Here is a 14,692-nt window from a genome sequence, read left to right on the forward strand (position 1 = left end):
CGACAAGGCGCGCCCCAAGGGCAAAGACGGCGTAATCGACAAGATTCACCGGGGCAAGGTCATGGCGTGGGGCGACACGAAGCGCGCCGACGACTTCGACTACCCCTTCTTCACCTTCAACAACAACAACCCGGCCTACGGTCACGCGACCTGGTCGGGCCTCGCCGCGCTGGCCGAGCTCTACAAGCGCGAAGGCGGCAACGTCACCAGCGAGAAGCACCAGCAATGGCTGGCCCGCCAGGAAGAACAGCGCGCCAAGCGCGAAGCCGCGCAGAAAGAAGCCGAGCAGCGCCGGGCCGAAGCCGAGGCGCGGATCCACCGCGAGCGGCTGGCCTATGAGGCCGCCTGGCACTGCGGCGGACGCCACGAGTTCGAGTACGAAGCCGGCGGCAAGATCCGCAAGGGCTTCGTCGAGGTCATCGGCGAGGAGGACGGCAGCGCCCCTTACCTGCAGGCGAAGCAGATCGCGGCGATCGCGTCACGCTTCAAAATGCAGCGTATGCGTGACAGTCACGGCGAGTTTACCGCTGTGCCGCTGTTCAATATCTCCGGCGTTTTCCTCGGCGTGCAGCGCCTCTATGCCGACAAGAAGCTGCAGGGCACCGGCGTCAAGATGGACGGCGCCCACTGCATCCTCGGCGACCTCGAGACCGCCGACCGCCGCTACAGCGTCGAAGGCTTCGCCACCGGCGCCAGCGTCTACCTGGCCGAGCTCGAGGCCGGCAACGAAGTGGCCGTCGTGGTCACCTTCAACGTCGACAACCTCGGCAAGGTGCTGCGCCAGTACGCCAAGCACTACCCGGCCTGGCGCTTCCATAACGCCGCCGATAACGACCAGTGGAAGCCACAGGCCGGCAACGCCGGCGTGCTCGCCGGGCTCGAGATCCATCGCGAGCTGCAGCACCCGGCCATCCTCCCCAACTTCGCCGCCAGCCTCGAGCTGTTCGGCTGCAGCGCCCAGCAGATTGCCGAGCTGCGCGCGCAAAACCGGGCGCCTGTCGTCGGGTTCAGCGGTGAAGAACTGGCCGCGTTCAAGGCCGCCCGCAAGGGTCCGACCGACTGGAACGACTATCACGTCGCCTTTGGTCTGGCCGCCACCGCCAAGGCCCTGCGCGCCCGCGACAGCGTGCTGCGTGCCGAAAAAGACTGGTTTGATTACTGCCTGCAGCGCCTCGGCTATTCCGGCCTGACCGCCGAGAAGGCCGCCAAGTCGGCCGCCGCGGCCGGCATGCTCCTGGTGCCGATCCGCTACACCGGTAGCGAAGTGTTTCGCCTGGTGCTCGGCCGGATCCCTGAAGGGGTCGAAGTCGACCGCTTCAAGATCCGCCGCTTCGTCAAGTGGCTGGCCGACCAGAAGCTGCAGCAGGCCCGCGAGCTGCGCGGTTTCTCTGCTGCCACCCTGGCCAAGCCGCACGTGCAGCACCTGCGCGTCGAAGGCGTGCGCGCTGCGCACGGCGGCATCGAGCTGCCCCCACACTTCGCCGACCTGGTCGATTCCCTCGAGGGCATGATCATCAGCCGCGCGCCGATGGGCTCCGGCAAAACCGAGAAACTGATCGCCCCACTGATGCAGGCCGCGCCGAAAGCCGCCTATATCGCCCACCGCGTCTCGCTGCTCGACGACGCCGCCTCGCGCCTCAATATCCAGCACTACCAGCAGGTCTCGGCCGCGTGGATGCGCGACGTCTCGCACCTGGCCTGCTGCGTCAACTCGCTGACCCATCCGAAGTTCTACAACACCGACGAGCGCTCGTGGTTCACCACCGTCGATACCCTCTGCATCGATGAAGCCAGCCAGGTGATCAGCCACACCGCCACCGGCCCGGTCGACGGCCGCGTGCGCGTGTTCGATGCTCTGCTCGACGCGGTCGCCTCGGCGCGCCGCGTTCTGCTCTGCGACGCCGACGCCAACGACACGGTGGTCGAGTTCTGCGAGCTCGCCCGCCCCGGCCAGCCGATCACCATCCTCGAGGTCGTAGGCCCAACCGATCATATCCGCGTCAACCACACCGACGACGAGACCGCCTGGCAGGTCGCGCTCGATTGGATCTGCGCCGGCAAGCGCGTCCTGGTCGCCAACGACTCGGCCGAGTCGGCCAAGAAAATGGCCGCCCTGATCGAGGAGCGCATCGAGCACGGCGAATGCAAGCCGCTGCGCATGCTCCTGGTGCACGCCGACAGCAAGGCCGACCCGAACGTCGAGGCCTTCCTGCGCAGCCCAAACGCCGAGGCAGTGAATTACGACGTCCTGATCTACTCGCCGGCGATCAGCTCGGGCGTTTCCATGACCACGCCGCACTTCGAGCGCCATGTCGGCCTGTTCAGCGGCAACACCGTCAGCCCCTCCGACGCCATCCAGATGCTGCGCCGTGACCGTACCGCGCGCGAGTACCTGGTCGGCATCGGTCACAGCTCAGCCCAGCGAGCCACGGATCCAGAGGCCATCTATCGCGGCCTGATGCAGCTCGACGAGATCACCTTCGCCTTCGAGGAGGATGCCGGCGAGGCGCGTTTTGTCAGGAAGAAAACCGCTTTTGATCATTTGTACCTGACCAGCGTCACCACCGAAAACAAGGCCCGCAACGACTTCGCCAACAACCTGCTGCTGATGCTGATCGCCGACGGCTACCAGGTCGGCCGGGCGGATCTCGACGACCCCGAGCGCACGAAAGAAAGCCGCAGCAACCGCAAGCACGCCGGCGCGCTCGTCTTCGCCAAGCGTATGGATCTGCTGACCAGCGTCGAGGTGCCCGACGAGGAGACCTTCGGCCGCCTCAACCGTCAGGAGGTCCGCAGCGAGACCGAGAGTGCCCAGGTCGACCGCTACCACCTGGCCCACCAGCTCGGCGTGCTCGAGCCCACCGAAGACGACGTCGCCTTCTACGACGATCGCGGCATCGCCAAGGTCGTGGCCCTCGAGCTGCTGCAGGCCGAGGAAGCCCAGGCCAAGGCCTACGACGAGGCCCAGCGCAAAGCGCGCGTGGTTCTGACCCAGCACCGCTACAAGACGGCCACCCGCGCCTTCCTGGTCGAGCTGTTCGAGATCCTCGGCCTCGATCGCCACACCGGCGCCGGCGAGTTCTCCGCCGAGCAATGCAAGCAAGTGCTCGCCAAGGTCACCGCAAGCCAGCAGGCCCTTGATGCCTACAACGCCCTTCGCGTCGGCCGCCACCTGCACAGCACCAGCGCCAAGGTCTGCGCCACGACGCTGGTCAAGTCGATGCTCGAGCGGTTCGGCCTCGCGGTCGAGAAGCGTTCGAGCAATGGGCGGAACCTGTTCTCGATCAATGCCGACCGATGGTCGTTCGTGATGGCCTACGTCTTGCGTCGCCAGGCGCTCGGCGCCCACTCCTTGACGACGCACGAAGCGGCCAGTGACTACCAGCCCAAGGAAGCCCCCGAAGCCCTGCCAGTCGAGCCACAGGCCCCGGCGCCCGTGGGCTGCAGCGACAGTGACACTTTGCATTGTGAGGGTACAGACACAGATGAAAAGTATCCCTTGGCAGTAACCGAGCATCTACTCGCTTTGGCTTCTCGCTGTTACCGCCCTTCCGGCATACCGCTGTCGCGCCTCGTGGGGGCGCTGGCGCCGGAGGTGGTTCGGGACTTCGTAAGTGGTCGGCTCAGTGATGCGTCAATTAATCGGACACTTGGCTTCGCCGAGAAACTTCTCCAGGCGTCCGCCCGGTGAGATACTGTACGAATGAACAGCAAGGCAGATTGGCATCATCGCCAGAGGAGGGTAGTCGGTTGATGAGTCTCGAAAGGATGGACACCGCCGCAAACAAGATCCGCAGGGCGCAGGCCCTGCTCGTGATGGTCCAGGCCAGCGCGCAGCAGGTCAGCCTCGAGCAGATCCTCGAGGTGGTCGCCTCGGTCCAGGAACTGCAGGAGCAGGCCGCCGAGGCGCTCGAGGAGGCTTACGCCTTACGACAAAAGCCGGGGCAAGCCCCGGCTGTAGATTGCACCGCGAAAGGCACCGTAGCGTGCCTGTTCCCTAACCGCCTGCCTTCTTGAAGGCCTCGGCCATGGCGGTCATGCGGTCGGCGTGTTCGGCCGTTGCGACCACCACCCCGTTGATCGTTGCGGTTGCCCGATAGAGCCCGCTTTCCTGCAGATGCGCCACCATTCGCGGCTTCGCCTTGGCGACCTGGTCGGGCACCTCGAGCGCGACAGCCTCTAGCGAGTGGTTCGGCGTGGCCAGCGCCTCGGCGGCGATCTCGAGATACTCCTTGATGTTCGGCCGGTAGCTGCCCACATTGGTGGCGATCGCCTTCTGCGAGATCCGCGCCTCGGGCGCCGCCTTCACGGTCTCTTTCACCCACTGGTGAATGCGGTACAGCGACGAGCTCGCGCGGATCCGCTCGTGCTCGTCGAGCGCCTGCAGCGCCTCGAGGCGGTTCGCCCACTTGCCCGGCACCGCCCCGGCGGTGGCCACCGGCTCGACATAGTCGATTTTGAAGGCCTTGTAGTGGATCTGCGACTTCATCCCTTCGTGCCCGAGCATTTCCTGCCAGAACACGTCCTCGTTGACCTTCTTCCAGCGTGCATCCTGGCCGAAGTAGCGCTCGAAAACGATCCGCGCCCAGATTGACCGGCTGTCCTTGAAAACCCGCTCCTCGCTGCCGAAAACGCGCTTGGCCAGCGTGTTCAGCGTCTTGGCCACGCGCCGGTTCACCTCGACGTTCGACAGGTGCTGCAGCTCGAGCACCTCGGGCAGCGCGCGCAGCTTGGCGAAGGCCTCGAGCACCTCGTCGGCCCTGACCAGGCTATAGATGCGGAAGGTCTCGCTGTAGTCGACGCCCTCGCGCCGCTTGGCCTGGCCGGAAAACTCGAGCTCGAACTCGCCAACCTTCTTGAAGCGGCCCAGCTTGAGCACCTCGATCTCGCGCCGCCCGGTGGCCAGCGCCAGCCCCAGCGCCAGGTGCGAGAAGTAGGGCGCGGCCGACCCATCGGCGCGCAATTGCTGCTGGCTCAGCAGGCCGTCGATCGTCGCAATCAGCCAGTGGTAATTGATCTCGACCGTATTCGTCGACCGCTCCTCGATGCGCTCGAGCTGCTCGTCGGCCAGGTCGGCCTTGGTCGCGGCTGGCAGCGTCAGGTGGCGCATGATCTCGTGGTCGAGCTTCATCGCGCGGATATCGTCGTAGGCGTCAGAGTCGCCCGCACGGCGCACCTCGGCCAGCAGGTCGCGGTGCGCGAGGCGCACCTCGCTGATCTGCGCATGCGCGCCCATCGCCTCGAGCTGCTCGGCCCAGCGCGGGTGCCGCTTGGCCATCCGGCCGATCGCCTCCTCGAGCGAGTGGTGCCGCCAGTTCTGCGCGGTGACCGCCTTGCGGATGGTGGTCAGGTACCGGCGATAACTCGACGCCGCGAGCTTGTCCTCCTCCTTGCGCCGGCGATCCTCGAACAGCGTGTTTTTCAGCCTGGCCGCGAGCCGGGTCAGACGCTTGGTCTTGTCGCCCCTGCTCAGCTCCGCATTGCCGTCGATCGCCCGCACGTCCTTTAGCAGCTGCTCGATCAGTTCGCCCAGCTCGACCTTCTGTCTTGATTCCCCACCCATGGCTCGCCCTCCTTTAGGCATACACCGTAAACCCTAGCTCAGATTCTACGCATTGCAACTATACACCGCAAGCCCTACTCACTAAACACATACACCTATAGCCATATGGCATGAACTACAGCACAGGTAGATAGGGCTACAGGTGTATGCACTCCTGCCCCATTCTATACGTATAGAATGGGGCATGGGTGCATACACCTGCGGCCCTATCTTGTGCTAGGGGTGAGGGTGTATGCACTTGTTAGGGTATAGGGTGCATGGATGCTGCGCAGGCATACACCCTTTGCCATGCGGCGAAGTAGGCGAGCGCGAAGGGGCGGCGACTGCTCAACCACCAGCAAGGAAAGGATGCGGCAGCGGGCTAGATGGTCAGAAAGGACGCGGCAGAGGGCATGCACCAAAAGGACCAGCGCTTCGCGCTGCTTGTTTATGGCGCGGGAAACCCGCGCCGTTGCTGGGCTGCAGCCACGGGAGAAAGGACGGGGATATTCAGGCGGACAAGGTTGGACGCTGGCGCGTCCGCTTGTTTGTTCTTTTGTTCTTTTGTTCTGTTGCTCTTTTGTTCCTTTGAGGCTAATCTGTGCCCGTTGGATCTGATAACCCACCAGGAGGGCCAGCGATGGCGAAGGTAATTTCGGTGCTCAACCAGAAGGGCGGCACCACAAAGACGACGAGCGCGGTCAACGTGGCCAGCTGCTTGGCCGTCACCCACGGCAAGCGCGTGCTGCTGGTCGACCTCGACCCGCAAGGCTCGGCGACCGATTGGGCGGCCAGCCGGGAGGGCGCCGAGGGCGACCCGGGCGTGATCCCATGCGTGGCCATGGGCAAGCAACTGGCGCGCGACCTGCCCCGCGTGGCGGGCGGCTATGACTTCGTCGTCGTCGACGGCGTGCCGCAGATCAGCGAGCTGGCCGCCGCGGCGATCAAGGCGGCCGACCTGGTGCTGATCCCGGTGCAGCCGAGCCAGTACGACATATGGGCCTGCAGCGACCTGGTGCAGCTGGTGAAAGACCGGCAGGAGATCGCAGACGGCCACCCTCACGCCGTGATGATGGTCGCCCGTGCGGTACCGGGCACGGTGATCGAGCGCACCGCACGCGAAGCGCTAGAGGCCTTCGAGCTGCCCATCCTGTCGAGCCAGACCTGCCAGCGTCAGTCCTACGTGCGCGACATTGGCAGCGGGCAGAGCGTCATGGATCTGCCCGCCGACAACAAGGCGCGCCTCGAGATCGAAGCCGTCACCGCCGAACTGCTGGAGCTGCTGAAATGACCGACGCGAAGTTGAGCACTGCGCGCCCGAGCCGCACCAAAGCCCAAGCGTCTGAGCCGGCACACGTCGAAAAAGCGCGCGTTTCCGTAACCGGGGAAGGCGTGAAAGAGAAGAAAATCCCGCTGCTGGCGCCCGAGCGTTACCACAAAGCGCTACAGGAAATTAAGGGGATGACCAGCGACTCGACGCCGGTCAAGTACCTGCTGCTCGAGGCGATCGACGACCTGATCGAGAAGTACGAGCGCGGCGAAGGCCGCTTCGAGGTGGAGAACATTCCAGAGCTGCGCCGCAGGCTGCAGGCCCTGAAATGAAAAAGAAGGTGCCCGGACAGTGGCGGCAACCGCTGCCGGGCATGGACACGATTAACTATTGAGAGACCAACCATGTCCGAGCGCGACTATACCACGGCGGCCCGCCTGCCACTTCACAGCATCACCGACCCGGCGCACCGCCGGCTAGTGGTTCAATTCATCGCACGCCACGCAACCGGCCGCACCGGCGCGGCGCTGATGGCTCGTCTAGGGAGGGCCGCGTAATGCCTACCCTCAACCAGACGAAAGCCCTCGAGGAGGCCGCGCAGCGGCTCGCCAAGCATGCCGGGCACGACTACTCGAAGATCCGCATGGTCGACCACTACCTGCGCCGCAAGGGCCGCAAGGATCCGGCGATCGGCGCCCTGGTGGCCGAGGCGGATGCCATCGTGCGCCCGCTGTTCGATCGCATAACCGACCTCGAGGCCGAGGGCGACCTGCTGCGCCACCGCCTGCGCGTCTGCCACACCGAAACCCGCGCCCTGGTCGAGCACCTGCAGGGCCTGCCCCGTCGCCTGCCCTCGCACCTCGACCAGGAGCACGCCGGCTTCGAGGTTCGCGCATGGCTGCAGGCCGAGGTCGACCGCGCGCCCGTTCCACCCTATGCCGGCCCGGCCGGGGCGGTGCAGCCATGAGCCGCCACAGCGTAAGCCCGCTCGAGCAGCTGCTCGGGCTTATCGGGGTCGCACTGGTGACGCTCGGCGCCTTCATCTGGCGCGTGTACACCGCGAAACCTGAATACGACGACCAGCCCACACAGGAGAACGAGTAACCATGACCCCAGCACCGGCCGTTCGACTCCTCCTGGCCACCGGCCTGCAGTGCCGGTGCCCTTTCTGCCGCAACCTGGTACCGCTCGAGCTCGACGAGCGGATCCGGGGCCAGCGCATCGAGTGCCGCCATTGCGGCCGCGACTTCACCATTCACCCCGACGCCGAGATCCAGATCCCATGACGCACTACGTAATCGACCTCGAAACCTTGGGCAAGAAAGCGCCCGCGCCGATCGTTGCGATCGGTTGCGTGCGGATCGACGGCCTGACCATCACCGGCGAGCGCTACTGGCAGATCGACCTCGCCTCGGCCATGGCGCACGGCGGCGTGCCCGACGCGAGCACAATCACCTGGTGGCTGCAGCAGAGCGACGAAGCCCGCCGCGAGATCGACGGCCGCACGCCGGGCCTCGACCTGCCCCGCGCCCTCGAGCAGCTCGCCGAGTTCATGCTCGAGCAGGACGGCGATCGCCTGGTATGGGGCAACGGCGCGACCTTCGACAACGTCATCCTGCGCCGGGCATTCGATGACTGCGCGATCGAGGCGCCCTGGCCCTTCTGGCACGACCGGGATCTGCGCACGATCCTCGGCCTGTACCCCGAAGCCAAGGCGCGCGAGTTTGAGGGCGTGAAGCACCACGCGCTGCACGACGCCCGCCACGAGGCCCGCATGCTGATCGACGCGCTGCGCCTGCACGGGCAGCGGAATGCGGCACTCGCCGCCTGAGCCTGTAACCCGCCCCACTGAGCCCGCCGCATGGCGGGCTTTTTGTTACCCTGCCGGCCATCTGCCATAACGGAGAAGCCTGCAGCATGACGCGCACAAACAAAATCATCATCGCCATAGCCGGCCTGCTCGGAGCCGTTACCTATGTACGTTACGACGTATGGGCGCTCGAACTGGCGCACCGCAACGCGAGCCGGGACGCAGAATGCGTAATCAAACGAGCTGACGGCGAACGGTGGGCAGCCTGCAAATTTGGATCAGGCGGCAGTCTATGGGTGCAGCACGAGAAAGGCTGGGCAGCCACCAACGGCAAAGCCAAGCAGCTGGCAGAAACCTTGGCGCAGCGCGGAAACAAAGGCGGGGCCACCCTTTACAGCAAAGGAGGAGAGGGGCGCATACCACCAGCCAAGCTGATCGAACTGCTCTAGGCCCGGAAACGACAAAAGCCCCCACCGCCGCGAGGCAGTGGGGGCTTCGTGCTTTCAGATCAGTGGGTTTTCGACTGGTCACGCCCTGGCATCAGGGCCGGATGGTCCTTCTCGATTGAGCCCTGCGCCAGATAGATCGACTCGTAGGCATCCGCCACCGCGCTGGCCAGCTCGCCACTGGCCGCCGCGATGCGCTGGAACTTGTCAGTATTTTCGTTGGTGCGCGTTACCAGCCGCTGATAGTCCTCGCGCTTGACCTCCATCAGCTTCGGCGGCACGTAGTGCTGCACCGCCGCGAGCGCCAACTGCGGCGCCTCGGGCCGGGTGGAATGGCGAGCCAGCACCGCCCAACCCATCGGCGTGAAAATGGCGCGGCGCTGATCGCGGTCGTCGCGGTACTCGCACACGCTCCCCTCGGGAAACTCGTGCTCGTAGCGATGGAACAGGGCAAGGGCTGAGTTCTTCATCTTGTAGCCGAGCAGCACGTCAAGCTCCAGATCGCCCAGCCACAAGTTGCCCGCCGTATCCCATTCGGCATGCACCGCGCCTCTGCCGAAATTCAGCTCCACCAGCTTGCCGGTGAACATGGCGCCTTCGGCTTCGCTGTACTGCTCGGTATTGCGCTGCTGCAGCTCGGCCTCCATGCGGTTGAAGGCTTGGATATAGGCCTCTTTCCAGCGCGCGGCCTCCTTTCCGGTGAAACCCATGCACAGAAAGGTGAATCCGTCGCGGGTCATGCGGTAGAAGGGCTCCGGCTTACTATTGGCGCCGCTCCTAGAACACTGCGCAAAATTGCGCAGTGCAAATTCTTCCGAGCAATCAAGCCCTCGAATAGCCCGTAGCACGTCCCGGTGATTCTTCCCAAACACTTCAGCCACAATCAGCGAAGTGGTGGTCGGCCGACCATCTTCCAGCGTGACAGCGGACGGATCTAATACGTGTTGGTTAGTCATTGTTCTTGCTCCTTTGCTGCGATCAGCAGCCGATTGATTACCTTGGTCGCGGTCTCTCCGCGCTCTTCGAAAAATGAAAGCGCATCTGCCGCCTCTGGCTTGAGCCTGATTCCACTCAAGCGGCGCCCACCCCTTGCCAGCAGCCGCGCCTCATACTCTTCAACCAATTTGGTTGTCTTTTTCGCTTTCCGCTCCATGTCCTCCCCGCAACTCAATCAGATGGTGCACCAATTTATTTTAATCGGTGCACCAATGCAATAGGCACAAAAAAATCCCCACCGCTGCGAGGCGATGGGGGCAAATGAACACTGCGCAATTTTAAGGAGGCATACAGCCCACAGTTTTGTGGACTGCATGCCTCAGCCCTCCCGCCCGTCGGGGTAGGACGCCTCGAGCGTGCTGCGGTAACTCTGCGCGCGGGATCCGCTCGAGGTCACCTTGTCGATCGACCAGGTGCCGCGCATATAGCTCGGCCAACTATCATCGAGCACTAGCAGCCCCTCGGCACCGAACGCCGGATTGCCGGGGCAGTCGATGCGCAGCTTCGCCGCTTCGCGCTGCACCTTGCTGTGCTCGCCCTTGGCCGCTGCGCGGGCCTCGCTTTCGTTCTGGTAGCGCTGGCGCACCTGCTTGAACGGTTCGGCGCCGGCCTCGACGCGCACCTCCTTGCCGGCGGATCCATCCCACCAGACCGTGCGCGCACCCTTGAAGCGGATCCGGCTGTCGTTGTCGATGCTGGCCGCGATGAAGGACCGCTCGCCGGGGCGGTTGTCCTTCGTGACCGACAACGTCACCGGCGGCAGCGGCTTGCCACTCAGCGACTTGACCTGGCCGCGCCGCGCGAGCACGTACAGATCATTGACCGGCTTCGTCACCGCGTCATAGCGGCGTGCGAGGCGAGTCAGAAAGCCCATATCGGTTTCATTGGACTGGTCGATGTGAACGATCGGGATTGCATCGAGCTCGGGCGCCACACGCGGCGAAAAGCCGTGCTTTGTTGCCAGGCGCCGGAACAACTGGCCGAGCGTTGTCATGGCATACGTCTCAGAGCGGCGCGCCTTGAAGCCGGTCGCGTCAGCCACCTTGAACGGGGCGGCCGTGGCAACGATCAGCAACTGCGCTGGGAACAGCTGCGGCATGGTGCGCGTGACCACAAACTCGCCCTTGTCGACGAGCCCGGTCTCCTCGTAGCCCACCCGCAGGCCGATCTTGCCGTCGACGCTCGGCAGGCCTTCCAGCCCCTCGATGTTGACGGTCAATTTCAGCTGATCCGACTCGACGCCCGCCGCGTCGACGTGCTCCCAATCGATCAGTCGGCCGTTGATCAAGGCCGCGTTTGCGCCGTAGATCTCGACCGCTGGTGTGTATCCGATGGCCATGCCACCCCCTTAATCCCAGGCCGAAACCGGGGCGATCTGCGCGGGCCGCTGGGGCAGCTCCGGCAGATTCACCCACAGCCCGGCAGGCAGGGCCGGGCCATGCTCGGCCAGCCCCTCGTTGACCAGCCAGAAGGCTTCCTCGGCCTCGTCGTCGGCGCGGCCGAGCTCCCGGTAGATCAGGAGGTTGGCCGAGTCGCCGGCAATGGTTCTAACCCGTCGCATTCACGAACTCCCGCAGCTCGAGCGTCCATTCCAGCAGCGTGGCGGTGCCGTCATCGAGCACCCGCTGCTGCTGCTCGCTCACGTTGTCGATTCGCCAGCGGCCCCACACCCGGCCGATACCATCGACCAGGGTGTAGGGCTTGCGGGCGTTGGCCATGGCGCGCAGCTCGTCGACGGCCAGCATGCCGGCCTCGAGCTGCGCCTTGCCGCTTAGGCGCAGCTCCTCGAGGCCCTGGCCGGTCTGGTGCGATAGCGGTTTGCTGCTGATGATGTCGAGGTCGACCCAGCCGCCCGTTGTCTTGCGCTCGAGGCGCTCATAGGGAAACCCGGTGGCGAGCCCAAAAACGAACTCGCCGAGGGCCATCTGCTGTCGCATTAGTCGCTCCCGTCAGTCAGGGCCGCGCCACGCCGCACGGCGAGCGGGTTAGCCATCATCAGCGGCGTGAACTCGCCGCGCATCTTGGCGATGACCTGGTCGGCCAGCGCGGAGCTGGTCGCCTGGTCGGCGCCGGCGATGTGAATCACCGGGGCAAAGCTGATTTGCCGGCTGTCGGTGTTGTTCACGACCTCTTTCGCCACCGCCTCGGGGCTGCTCAGACGGTCGACTAGGGCCCCGAGCTTTTCCCCTAGCCAGCTGCCAGCCTCAGTGCCAGCAAAAGCACCAACTGCACCTCCAACCAGCCCGCCGGCGGCCGTACCGATACCCGGGACAACGGACCCGATGGCGGCGCCCGCAGCAGCACCGCCCCACAGGCCACCTAAGCCGCCCGCAGTTCCGCCCACAGACTCACCGATCGCCGAAGCGTCGGCGCCCTCACTGACAAGACTAAAAGCATCCATCACGCCAGAAAGCAGCATCAGAGGGGCAGCAAAGCGGCCAGCCATGCTGCTGGCGTCGGCCAGGGTGGCACCTAAACTGCCACTCTTGCCGGCACCGCCTGTCCGACCGCCCTTTCCACCCTTTCCGCCCTTGCGGGACTTTCCACCCTTACCAGCGCCAAGACCGCCCGCAGCGCCGCCAGCGCCCAGGCGAGCCATTGCTGCGTTGAGGCGCAGCACGGCGCGATCGGCGGTCAGGGCGGTGCGGGCGGTGTTTGCGTCCAGCTTGGCGCGGGCAAGCCCGGCCCTGTTGAAGGCCTGGCCAGCCATCAGGCCGGCGAACTTGAGGCCAAGCGCGCCGACCTTGAGTGCCGCCAGGCCGCCGCCGAGGACGGCGATCGCGGCCGTGACTGGCGGATACGCATCGGCCGCGTCGCTCACCAGGTCGACCAGCGCGCCCAGGGGCACCAATACGGCATCCAAGGCCGGCAGCATGGCTGTGCCAACGGTCGTTGAGAGCCGGGTCAGCTTGGCAGTAAAGGCGTTCCAACCGGCGCGCGAGGTCTCGGATACCCCGGCCGCTTCCTTCATCATCGAGCCGGCCGCGTCGGCCTTGTTGGCTACCATGCCGAAGGCCTTTTCGACCTCGCCAAGGTTCTGCAGCAGCGGCATGATGGCGCCGATCGATTCGGATCCGAACAGCTGCGTGGCGAGCGCGCTTTGCTCCTCCTCCGGCGCCTGTTTCAGCGCCTGCAGCACGTCCATGATGACCTTCGGCGCATCCTGCTGCATGCCGGCGGCCAGCTCCTCGGGGTCGAAACCGAGCTCCTCCCAGGTCTCGCGCTGCCCCTTCGTCGCCGCCTTGCCCTTGGTCAGCGCGGCGGTGAAGTTTTTGAAGCCGGTACCGGCGATTTCCTTCTCGGTGCCCGGGTTGAGGAACGCTGCCGACAGCGCCGCCGTCTGCTCGGGCGACAGACCCGAGGCGGTACCGACCGCACCATAGCGTTTGACCACCGCCGCGATATCCGCCGGCGTAGCGTTGAAGCTGTTGCCGAGGTAGTTCGTCGCGTCGGCGAGGTCGAGCGTGCCCTGCCGGTCGAGGTTCATCGAGGCACGCCAGCCGGCCATGGTCTCGCCGGCGGTCTGCGCGTCCAGGTCGAACGCGGCGCCCATGATCGCGGCGTCGCGGGTGAACTCGACGATGGCGGCCTGCTTGCCGGCGCTGTCCTTGGCGTCGTTGCCGATGCCCGACTGCCCGGCGGCGTATTGGATCTTTGCCAGATCCACCGCTGTGATGCCGGCCGAGGAGATCAGGCGATCGCTCGCCATCTTGAGGTTGGCCGAGGCCATCGCCTCGCGCTGCCCCTCCTCGAACGTCACCACCTTGGCGACGTCGGCCATCGCCGTTTCCAGATCCATCGCCTGCGAGACCGGCTTCGCCGCCAGGTAGGCGACGGCCGCCGTCTCGACCAGCTGCCCGCGCAGATCCGCGCGGGCGCCGCGATTGGCGTCGACTCGGCCCTGCGCCGTGCGCACCGCATCGAGCCGCGCACGCTGCGCCTGCAGCGCCGCGTTGGCCTGCTCGGTCGCCGCCTCGAGGCGCTTCTGCTCGCTGGCCAGCTTGCTGGTGTCGACGCCGGCGCCGGTCAGCTCGGTTTGCAGGCGCTTGAGCTCGTTGCGCTCCGATCGCTGCGCCGCCTCGAGCGTGCGAACGCTGGCAGTGTTGCGATCCTGCGCACCATCCAACTTTTTGACCTCGGCGGTGGCCGCATTCAGCTCGCGACCGAGGCGCGCATGCTCGGCGCGGGCCGTCTTGACCTGCGCCGTGGTGGCCTCGGTTGACGCCTCCAGCGCCTGCAGGGTCGCCGAGGCCTGCCCATACTCCTGCGACAGGCGCTCGACCTTTGCCGTTGCGGCCTGGTGCTCGCGCCCGATTCGGCTTTGCTCGGCGCGAGCGAGCTGCAGCGAGGCGGTGGTTTTCTCGACCTTCTCGGTCAGCTTGGCGTAGCCGTCCGCGTCGCGGGCGGTGCGGTTGAGCTTGTCCAGCTCGGCCCGCTGCGCCTTGACCTGCTCCTGCAGCTCGTCGGCTTTCTTGCCGAAGTCGCCGAAGGTTTTCGAGTAAGCATCGACAGCGGCGAGCCGCAGGGAATACTTCGACTCAGCCATGCGCTACCCCTTTTTCACACCCAGCCGGGCGATCGCCAGTTCATACCGGCGCAAGCCCTTGCCGGCGTCCCACTCCAGAATT

At 65.5% G+C, this 14,692-nt stretch carries 16 protein-coding genes; 9 read left to right on the forward strand and 7 right to left on the reverse strand.

Annotated elements, in window-relative coordinates; genetic code table 11:
• Together IEG05_RS19585 and IEG05_RS19590 are read left to right on the forward strand one after the other, a co-directional pair.
• Nucleotides 1-3,691 (forward strand): plasmid replication protein, CyRepA1 family (locus tag IEG05_RS19585; protein WP_191122568.1); only part of this gene is annotated, 3,691 nt, incomplete at its 5' end.
• A 62-nt stretch (nucleotides 3,692-3,753) separates the two neighbouring features.
• Nucleotides 3,754-4,017: a hypothetical protein gene (locus IEG05_RS19590; protein ID WP_191122569.1), complete on the forward strand. Its 264-nt coding sequence runs from the start codon at nucleotides 3,754-3,756 to the stop codon at nucleotides 4,015-4,017.
• Here the strand turns inward: IEG05_RS19590 and IEG05_RS19595 are convergent.
• A complete protein-coding gene (locus tag IEG05_RS19595) occupies nucleotides 3,998-5,563 on the reverse strand; it encodes a protelomerase family protein (RefSeq protein WP_191122570.1) in 1,566 nt (521 codons plus the stop codon). The genes IEG05_RS19590 and IEG05_RS19595 overlap by 20 nt on opposite strands.
• Before the next feature lie 619 nt (nucleotides 5,564-6,182).
• On the opposite strand from IEG05_RS19595, the gene parA reads away from it, so the two are divergent.
• The 7 genes from parA (at nucleotide 6,183) to IEG05_RS19630 (ending at nucleotide 9,071) form a co-directional block, all read left to right on the forward strand.
• The gene (gene parA, locus IEG05_RS19600) at nucleotides 6,183-6,833 is read left to right on the forward strand and encodes a ParA family partition ATPase (protein WP_191122571.1); all 651 of its coding nucleotides are present in this window, start codon (nucleotides 6,183-6,185) and stop codon (nucleotides 6,831-6,833) included.
• Nucleotides 6,830-7,144 (forward strand): hypothetical protein, encoded by a 315-nt coding sequence (locus tag IEG05_RS19605; RefSeq protein WP_191122572.1) that lies wholly within the window; start codon nucleotides 6,830-6,832, stop codon nucleotides 7,142-7,144. The genes parA and IEG05_RS19605 overlap by 4 nt, the downstream gene beginning before the upstream one ends.
• Before the next feature lie 224 nt (nucleotides 7,145-7,368).
• The gene (locus IEG05_RS19610) at nucleotides 7,369-7,779 is read left to right on the forward strand and encodes a hypothetical protein (RefSeq protein WP_191122573.1); all 411 of its coding nucleotides are present in this window, start codon (nucleotides 7,369-7,371) and stop codon (nucleotides 7,777-7,779) included.
• Nucleotides 7,776-7,916 carry a hypothetical protein gene (locus IEG05_RS19615; protein WP_191122574.1) on the forward strand — a complete coding sequence of 47 codons (141 nt, stop codon included), beginning with the start codon at nucleotides 7,776-7,778 and terminating at the stop codon, nucleotides 7,914-7,916. The genes IEG05_RS19610 and IEG05_RS19615 overlap by 4 nt, the downstream gene beginning before the upstream one ends.
• Nucleotides 7,917-7,918: 2 nt before the next feature.
• Nucleotides 7,919-8,098: a hypothetical protein gene (locus tag IEG05_RS19620; RefSeq protein WP_191122575.1), complete on the forward strand. Its 180-nt coding sequence runs from the start codon at nucleotides 7,919-7,921 to the stop codon at nucleotides 8,096-8,098.
• Nucleotides 8,095-8,643 carry a 3'-5' exonuclease gene (locus IEG05_RS19625; RefSeq protein ID WP_191122576.1) on the forward strand — a complete coding sequence of 183 codons (549 nt, stop codon included), beginning with the start codon at nucleotides 8,095-8,097 and terminating at the stop codon, nucleotides 8,641-8,643. Before IEG05_RS19620 ends, IEG05_RS19625 begins: the two co-directional genes overlap by 4 nt.
• A gap of 86 nt (nucleotides 8,644-8,729) precedes the next feature.
• Complete coding sequence (locus tag IEG05_RS19630) at nucleotides 8,730-9,071, forward strand: hypothetical protein (RefSeq protein WP_191122577.1); 342 nt, start codon at nucleotides 8,730-8,732, stop codon at nucleotides 9,069-9,071.
• A gap of 59 nt (nucleotides 9,072-9,130) precedes the next feature.
• Here the strand turns inward: IEG05_RS19630 and IEG05_RS19635 are convergent, their stop codons facing one another.
• From IEG05_RS19635 to IEG05_RS19660, 6 genes are all read right to left on the reverse strand, one after another.
• The gene (locus tag IEG05_RS19635) at nucleotides 9,131-10,024 is read right to left on the reverse strand and encodes a Rha family transcriptional regulator (protein WP_191122578.1); all 894 of its coding nucleotides are present in this window, start codon (nucleotides 10,022-10,024) and stop codon (nucleotides 9,131-9,133) included.
• Nucleotides 10,021-10,221, reverse strand: coding sequence for a hypothetical protein (locus IEG05_RS19640; protein ID WP_191122579.1), 201 nt, complete (start codon nucleotides 10,219-10,221; stop codon nucleotides 10,021-10,023). Before IEG05_RS19640 ends, IEG05_RS19635 begins: the two co-directional genes overlap by 4 nt.
• Nucleotides 10,222-10,383: 162 nt before the next feature.
• Entirely contained in the window at nucleotides 10,384-11,403 is a 1,020-nt protein-coding gene (locus IEG05_RS19645; RefSeq protein WP_191122580.1) for a contractile injection system protein, VgrG/Pvc8 family, read from the reverse strand.
• A gap of 9 nt (nucleotides 11,404-11,412) precedes the next feature.
• Nucleotides 11,413-11,625 (reverse strand): tail protein X, encoded by a 213-nt coding sequence (locus tag IEG05_RS19650; RefSeq protein ID WP_191122581.1) that lies wholly within the window; start codon nucleotides 11,623-11,625, stop codon nucleotides 11,413-11,415.
• Nucleotides 11,612-12,001 (reverse strand): phage tail protein, encoded by a 390-nt coding sequence (locus tag IEG05_RS19655; RefSeq protein ID WP_191122582.1) that lies wholly within the window; start codon nucleotides 11,999-12,001, stop codon nucleotides 11,612-11,614. The genes IEG05_RS19650 and IEG05_RS19655 overlap by 14 nt, the downstream gene beginning before the upstream one ends.
• Nucleotides 12,001-14,610: a phage tail tape measure protein gene (locus IEG05_RS19660; RefSeq protein WP_191122583.1), complete on the reverse strand. Its 2,610-nt coding sequence runs from the start codon at nucleotides 14,608-14,610 to the stop codon at nucleotides 12,001-12,003. Before IEG05_RS19660 ends, IEG05_RS19655 begins: the two co-directional genes overlap by 1 nt.
• Nucleotides 14,611-14,692 lie beyond the last annotated feature (82 nt).

The organism is Stutzerimonas kunmingensis (genome assembly GCF_014764705.1).
Lineage (GTDB): Bacteria > Pseudomonadota > Gammaproteobacteria > Pseudomonadales > Pseudomonadaceae > Stutzerimonas.